8 protein-coding genes are annotated in these 6,762 nt (G+C 62.6%); 4 read left to right on the top strand and 4 right to left on the bottom strand.

The annotated features are described in order from the left end of the window. From rplI to EOA85_RS23365, 4 genes are all read right to left on the bottom strand, one after another. Window positions 1-517 (bottom strand): 50S ribosomal protein L9 (gene rplI / locus EOA85_RS23380; RefSeq protein WP_127211343.1); only part of this gene is annotated, 517 nt, incomplete at its 3' end. Window positions 518-782: 265 nt separating this feature from the next. After that, a complete protein-coding gene (gene rpsR / locus EOA85_RS23375; RefSeq protein WP_006203718.1) occupies window positions 783-1,031 on the bottom strand; it encodes a 30S ribosomal protein S18 in 249 nt (82 codons plus the stop codon). Further along, on the bottom strand, window positions 1,031-1,525 hold the full coding sequence (gene rpsF, locus EOA85_RS23370) for a 30S ribosomal protein S6 (RefSeq protein ID WP_029354402.1): 495 nt from the start codon (window positions 1,523-1,525) through the stop codon (window positions 1,031-1,033). The genes rpsR and rpsF overlap by 1 nt, the downstream gene beginning before the upstream one ends. Window positions 1,526-1,826: 301 nt before the next feature. Continuing rightward, window positions 1,827-3,752, bottom strand: coding sequence for an LTA synthase family protein (locus EOA85_RS23365; protein ID WP_127211342.1), 1,926 nt, complete (start codon window positions 3,750-3,752; stop codon window positions 1,827-1,829). Window positions 3,753-4,019: 267 nt separating this feature from the next. On the opposite strand from EOA85_RS23365, the gene fabD reads away from it, so the two are divergent. From fabD to EOA85_RS23345, 4 genes are all read left to right on the top strand, one after another. Continuing rightward, window positions 4,020-4,961, top strand: coding sequence for an ACP S-malonyltransferase (gene fabD / locus EOA85_RS23360; RefSeq protein WP_127211341.1), 942 nt, complete (start codon window positions 4,020-4,022; stop codon window positions 4,959-4,961). A gap of 59 nt (window positions 4,962-5,020) precedes the next feature. Next, window positions 5,021-5,758: a 3-oxoacyl-[acyl-carrier-protein] reductase gene (fabG, locus tag EOA85_RS23355; protein ID WP_127211340.1), complete on the top strand. Its 738-nt coding sequence runs from the start codon at window positions 5,021-5,023 to the stop codon at window positions 5,756-5,758. Between the two features lie 189 nt (window positions 5,759-5,947). Further along, entirely contained in the window at window positions 5,948-6,184 is a 237-nt protein-coding gene (locus EOA85_RS23350; protein WP_006203723.1) for an acyl carrier protein, read from the top strand. A 34-nt stretch (window positions 6,185-6,218) separates the two neighbouring features. Next, on the top strand, window positions 6,219-6,762 hold a 544-nt coding region (locus EOA85_RS23345), incomplete at its 3' end, for a beta-ketoacyl synthase N-terminal-like domain-containing protein (RefSeq protein ID WP_281033775.1).

The raw sequence follows: 6,762 nt of genomic DNA, 5'->3' as shown, positions 1-6,762 counted from the left end.
CGTTGATGTCGTCGCCATAGATAGCTTCGGCTGTGGTCAGCGTCTCGCCCTTGGCCTGGCGCTCGGCTTCGTCGGCGGTGCGGGCGATGTTGAGCGTAATGGTGACCTCGACTTCCGGATGCAGCGCGATCGCCACATTGGTAAGGCCGATGGTCTTGATCGGCTGGTTGAGCAGGATCTGGTTGCGGTTGACCGAAAAGCCTTCCGCCGTCAAAAGCTCTGCGATGTCGCGGGTCGACACCGAGCCGTAGAGTTGGCCGGTTTCGCCGGCCGAACGTACGGCGATGAAGCTCTTGCCGTCGAGCTTTTCCGAAATCTGCATGGCCTCGGACTTGCGCTCGAGGTTGCGGGCTTCGAGCTGGGCTCGCTGGCCTTCGAATTTCTTCTTGTTGGCTTCGTTGGCGCGCAGCGCCTTGCCCTGCGGCAGCAGGAAGTTGCGGGCGAATCCATCCTTGACCTTGACGGTATCGCCCATCTGACCGAGGCGGGAAACGCGCTCGAGAAGAATGACGTCCATAGTTTTGTTCCTTCGTTTGGGCGCCAATCACTGGCATCGACGCCGAATTGTCTGGAACAGGTCAGGAAGCTGAGGGCGTTGCCGCCTATGTCGCTGTCCTGCCTGTCGCGGCAGTTAGAGGTCTCGCCTCAACCCGGGATTTTCAATGCATGTCGCCCAAAAGTGGCCCCGGTTTTGGGACAACGACATGCATCAATCAAGTTCAGCCCTGCGGCGCCCGTCACCGTTGGGAAGAGCGGGCGGCGAACCGCCCGCTGAAAGAGTGTTAGCGAACCACGTAGGGCAGCAGTCCGAGGAAGCGGGCGCGCTTGATCGCCTTGGCGAGTTCGCGCTGCTTCTTCTGGCTGACGGCGGTGATGCGCGACGGCACGATCTTGCCGCGCTCGGAAATGTAGCGCTGCAGAAGACGTACGTCCTTGTAGTCGATCTTGGGCGCGTTGGCTCCGGAGAACGGGCAGGTCTTGCGGCGGCGATGGAACGGGCGCCGGGTCGGGATCTGGTTGATGTCGACCATTATTCTGCACCCCCTTCAACACCTTCGCGCGGACGGCGCGGACCACGATCTGCACCGGCATCGCCACCGAAGCTGCGCGGCGGGCGATCGCCACGGTCGCCGCGATCGCGGTCGCCGAACGAGCGTGGGCCGCGGTCACGGTCGCCGAAGCCGCCGCGTTCCGAGCGCTCTTCGCGCTTCTGCATCATCGCCGACGGGCCTTCCTCATGTGCATCGACCTTGATGGTGAGGAAACGCAGCACATCCTCGGACAGGCCCATCTGGCGCTCCATCTCGTTGAGCGCGGCCGGCGGGCAGGTGATGTCCATCAGCGTATAGTATGCCTTCCGGTTCTTGTTGACCCGGTAGGTGAGGGACTTCAGTCCCCAGTTCTCGACCCGGCCGACGGACCCGCCATTCGCGGAGATGACGCCCTTGTACTGTTCGACAAGCGCATCGACCTGCTGCTGCGAGAGGTCCTGCCGGGCAAGAAACACATGTTCGTAAAGAGCCATATTGTTCTTTGCCTTTCTTCGTTTCTCTCCCGGTTCCCGCGGCAAAAGCCTCTGCAACTTCTCTGACCCACCGATCCTAGAAGGGGGCGGGGAAGAAAGGAGCATGACGAGACGGTCGAGAGCGGAGACACGGGAGGCGGAAGCGCTTCTGGCTCCACACGAAGGTTTTCGAAAAACCTCCGGCCCTCCGTTCAGCCCCCAGCAAGGACCGGCAGATTGCGGGCGTCTATACAGGAATTTGACCGCAAGGCAAGGGCGAGCCGAAAACCCGCCGCTCCAAGGACGATACGTCGCGGCATCTTCAGCTTGTATGCGGGACGCGCTTGTTCACCGTTTCCGGGAAGAAATCGGGCGCCGCATGGCGCTTGCCGAACATCATGTCGTATTGCAGCAGACGGAAATCGCGAATGGCCGGATCGATCTTCTTCTGTCGCGCCCAGTCGGGCGTGTCCTCGCCCGTCGGCTTCATCAACAAATTACGATCGACGACGCTGTAGCGCTCGCGCATCTGGCCGAGGAAGCCGGTGTAATAGGGATGGCTGATCCCGGCCGTGGTCAGGATATGGTAGGGCAGGAAAGCCGGACTTACCGCGCCCATGTCCGCGGCCGGCCCGGTGCGGTTCGACCATACGACCAGCGGGGTCTGGTGATGCAGCAGCATCTGGTCAGGCGGCTCTTTGCGCGGCGCGACATTATCTTTGAGGAAGCCGGTCTCGACATAGACCGGGCCGAGCGGCGGCAGATGGTCGCCGAAGAAGGCGATGACTGTCGGCCGTTGGCGGTTCTTCGCCCATTCGACAAGGCGCTCGAGGCCCTTATCGGCGTCGGATGCACCCTCGGTGAAGCTCAGCAGTGAATCCTTTGCCCACTGGCTGGTCGGCGCCTGCACCTTGTGGGTCGGATTGTAGTAGCGATTCGGCTCGTAGGGTCCATGATTCTGCAGGCTGACGGCGAAGAAGAAGAGCGGATCGTCGGTGGCATCGGCCTCGCGGATGATCTCGTCGGTCATCGCCGCGTCCGAGGCCAGCGGACCGCGCTTTTCGAGATATGGCATATTTTCTTCCGACTTGAAGTCGTCGAAGCCGAAATCCGCATAGACCGGCGTGCGGTTCCAGAACCAGCTCGTGCCCGGATGGATGGCGCGCGTCTCATAGCCCTGGCTCTTCAGGAACGTCGCCATCGACGGCACCGGCGCGCGGACATATTGCTGGTAGGGGATGCTGCCGGCCGGCAGGAAGGCGTTGGAAAAGCCGGTCAGCGCCTCGAATTCGACATTGGCGGTCATGCCGCCGAATTCGGGTGAGAACATGTAGCCCGAGCGCAGCGCCCGCACAGTGGGAATCGGATCGGGCGTGATGTTGACGCCGGGCAGTTCGGTCGGATCCCAGAATGATTCGCTCATGACGATGATGATGTCGGGCTTCTCGGCCGGCACCGAGGCCGTCACGTCAGGCCTGTCGATCGCTGCGATCGACTTGTCGGAGTAGCCGGCAGGCGCCGAGACATGCGCCATCGGCACGTTGAGCGCGAAGGCGAGCGCGAAGCCATTGGAGGCGTAGTTTTCCTTCTGGTCCCACATGATCGGGATGATCTGCAGCCGGTCCCGCGTCCACGAGAAGGTCGCGTAATCCATGATCGAGACGAAGAAGGCGAGCAACGGCACGGTCAATGTCAGCCGGGCCAGGCGACCCTTGCGGCTAAGCGCCGGTACCCGGCGGCGCCAGAGCCGCCAGCCATAAACGAGCAGCGACAGGCTGCCAACGATTCCGATCGCCAGAGCGATGGCGGTTCCCGGACGTTCGCGCACCAGCAGCGGCATCAGCGCCACGATCTGGCGTGAATAGAGGAAATCGGTCGGATAGAGCGGATCGCCGAGATAGAGCGATTTCTGATGGCCGACAAAGGCCAGCGCCAGCGTCAGCGGCGCGACGATCATCAGGCTCTGGTGGCTGCGGCCGAGCACGGCGTCGAGGCCGATCAGGATAAGCGCAAAGATGATGATGGTGGTCCAGCCCGGCTTGAAGGGCTGCAGGAAGAAGGCGACGGTGCCGGCAAAGTCGCCGCGCACGATCAGTTCGATCGCAAAAACCAGGATGGTGGCGGCGAGAAGGCTGACGAGGCCATAGCGGATGACAGGCCATTTCCGGCCCGGCAGATAGCCGGTGGCCGGATCGCCTTCCAGAAACTGTGGCGCGGCTTTGCCAACGCCTTTCCTAGTCCTTGCCACCTTACAATTCCCCCGACCATACACAAAAGTGTCATTGAGCTGTCATCGATATGTCACGAAAAGCTAACGCCTGTGGCTGAAATAAGAAGAGCCAGCAAACGAATCGTGAGCGATTTTCATCATGAGTGATCGAAAAAAAGCCTTTTGGAACAGGTACTCGGCCAGCGATACCGAGCCGGAGCGACCCGCGTCGGGCTGCCAGCGGACTTGACTTGCCCGCCCGCCTTGCGTCACAGGCAGGGAAAATCAGCCGCTTGGGAGCCACACATGGCCGTCGCATTCACCTTTCCGGGACAGGGCAGCCAGGCTGTCGGCATGGGCAAGGACCTCGCGGACGCTTTTCCGGAATCGCGGAATATCTTCGAAGAGGTCGACGAGGCGCTTGGTGAAAACCTGTCGAAGCTGATCTGGGAAGGGCCGGAAGAGAGGCTGACGCTGACCGCCAATGCCCAGCCGGCGCTGATGGCTGTGTCGCTCGCCGCGATCCGGGCGCTGGAATCGCGCGGCCTCTCGCTGAGGGACAAGGTCGCCTATGTCGCCGGCCACTCGCTCGGCGAATATTCGGCACTTGCCGCCGCCGGTTTCGTTTCGGTGGCCGATGCGGCCCGGCTCTTGCGTATCCGCGGCAATGCCATGCAGGCGGCTGTGCCGGCCGGTGAAGGCGCCATGGCGGCGATCATCGGGCTGGAACAGGCCGATGTCGAAGACGCCTGCGCTGAAGCGGCCAAAGATTCAGTTTGCCAGATCGCCAACGACAATGGCGGTAGCCAACTGGTGATCTCCGGTGCCAGCGCGGCGGTCGAACTGGCGGCGAGACTGTGCATGGAAAAGGGCGCCAAGCGGGCGCTGATGCTGCAGGTCTCGGCGCCCTTCCATTCGGCGCTGATGGCACCGGCGGCCGAGGTCATGCGCGAGGCATTGGGCGATGTCACGAAGAACGCGCCGTTCGTGCCCGTGGTCTCCAACGTGTCGGTCACTCCGTCCAGCGATCCGGACGCAATCGCCCGCCGTCTGGTCGAACAGGTGACCGGCCGCGTGCGCGGGCGCGAAACGGTGGAATGGTGCGGCGCGAATGGCATTGCGACGCTTTACGAGGTGGGCGCCGGCAAGGTGCTGTCGGGACTGGCGCGGCGCATCAACCGCGATATGGCTACCGGCGCCGTCGGCACGCCGGCGGATGTCGACGCGGCGCTGGCGGCGCTCGCATAACCAACCGAGATTCGACCCCGCCCGTGGAGGGTGTTCTCTCTTAGATCAGGAGACAAGACATGTTCGAATTGACCGGCCGCAAGGCCCTCGTCACAGGCGCATCGGGAGGCATCGGCGAGGCGATCGCCAGGGTGCTGCATGCGCAGGGCGCCGTCGTCGGCCTGCACGGCACCCGCGTCGAAAAGCTGGAGACGCTGGCGACCGAACTCGGCGACCGGGTCAAGCTGTTCCCGGCGAACCTTTCCAATCGCGACGAGGTCAAGGCGCTCGGCCAGAAGGTCGAGGCCGATCTCGAAGGCGTCGACATTCTCGTCAACAATGCCGGCATCACCAAGGACGGTCTGTTCGTACGCATGGCGGACGCCGACTGGGATACGGTGCTCGAGGTCAATCTGACCGCCGTGTTCCGGCTGACCCGCGAACTCACCCATCCGATGATGCGGCGCCGGCATGGCCGCATCATCAACATCACCTCCGTGGTTGGCGTCACCGGCAATCCCGGCCAGACCAATTACTGCGCCTCCAAGGCCGGCATGATCGGCTTTTCCAAGTCGCTGGCGCAGGAGATCGCCACCCGCAAAATCACGGTCAACTGCGTCGCCCCCGGCTTCATCGAATCGGCGATGACCGACAAGCTCAACGACAAGCAGAAAGATGCGATCATGGCGGCGATCCCGACACGGCACATGGGCACCAGCGCCGAAGTCGCTTCGGCCGTCGCCTATCTCGCTTCCAACGAAGCTGCCTATGTCACCGGCCAGACCATTCACGTGAATGGCGGCATGGCGATGATTTGACAGTTGCGGGAAAACACCCCTTTTCGCCTTGGACCCAGGCCGATTATCGTGTAATGCGGCCCGCAACCCGGCGGTTCGGGCAAAAACCGGTCCGGTGCCGTTGCGTTTCCGACAGGACCATCTTTCAGCTTGATTAGCGGCATTCCGCCCGCTAACGAAGACAGACAAACAAAAGACGAGGATGCCCAAATGAGTGACACCGCAGAGCGCGTCAAGAAGATCGTTATCGAGCACCTTGGCGTCGATGCCGACAAGGTGACGGAGCAGGCGAGCTTCATCGATGATCTGGGCGCGGACAGTCTCGACACGGTCGAACTCGTCATGGCGTTCGAAGAAGAATTCGGCGTCGAGATCCCGGACGATGCGGCCGAAACCATCCTGACTGTTGGCGATGCGGTGAAGTACATCGATAAGGCTTCGGCCTGACGCTATTTGCAGTCACCAGCGAGGAGGACCTGCGATGAGGCGTGTCGTCGTCACGGGCCTTGGGCTGCTTTCGCCGTTCGGCGTGGGTTTCGAGCATGGCTGGAAGGAGCTCTTGACCGGCCGCAGCGCAGCCAAGCGCATCACCGAGTTCGAGGTGGAGGATCTTGCCTGCAAGGTCGCCCACGTCGTTCCCCGTGGCAATGGTGAGAACGCCACCTTCAATCCCGAGGCCGTTCTCGAGCCGAAGGAACTGCGCAAGATCGGTGACTTCATCCTCTACGGGATCGCGGCCGCCGACGAGGCGCTGAAGGATTCGGGGTGGGCGCCGAAGTCCCATGAGGAGCAGTGCGCCACCGGCGTGCTGATCGGCTCCGGCATCGGCGGCATCGAAGGCATCGCCGAGAACGCGATGATCCTGAAGGAGCGCGGTCCGCGCCGCATCAGCCCGTTCTTTATCCCCGGCCAGATCATCAATCTCGTCTCCGGTCAGGTTTCGATCCGGCATGGGCTGAAAGGCCCCAACCACGCCGTCGTCACCGCTTGCTCCACCGGCGCGCATGCCATCGGCGATGCAGCTC

Origin of the sequence: Mesorhizobium sp. M5C.F.Ca.IN.020.29.1.1, assembly GCF_003997375.1 — a bacterium.
Lineage (GTDB): Bacteria > Pseudomonadota > Alphaproteobacteria > Rhizobiales > Rhizobiaceae > Mesorhizobium > Mesorhizobium wenxiniae.
Note: the sequence above shows the minus strand (reverse complement) of the source record. Positions and strands in the feature narration are given on the sequence as shown.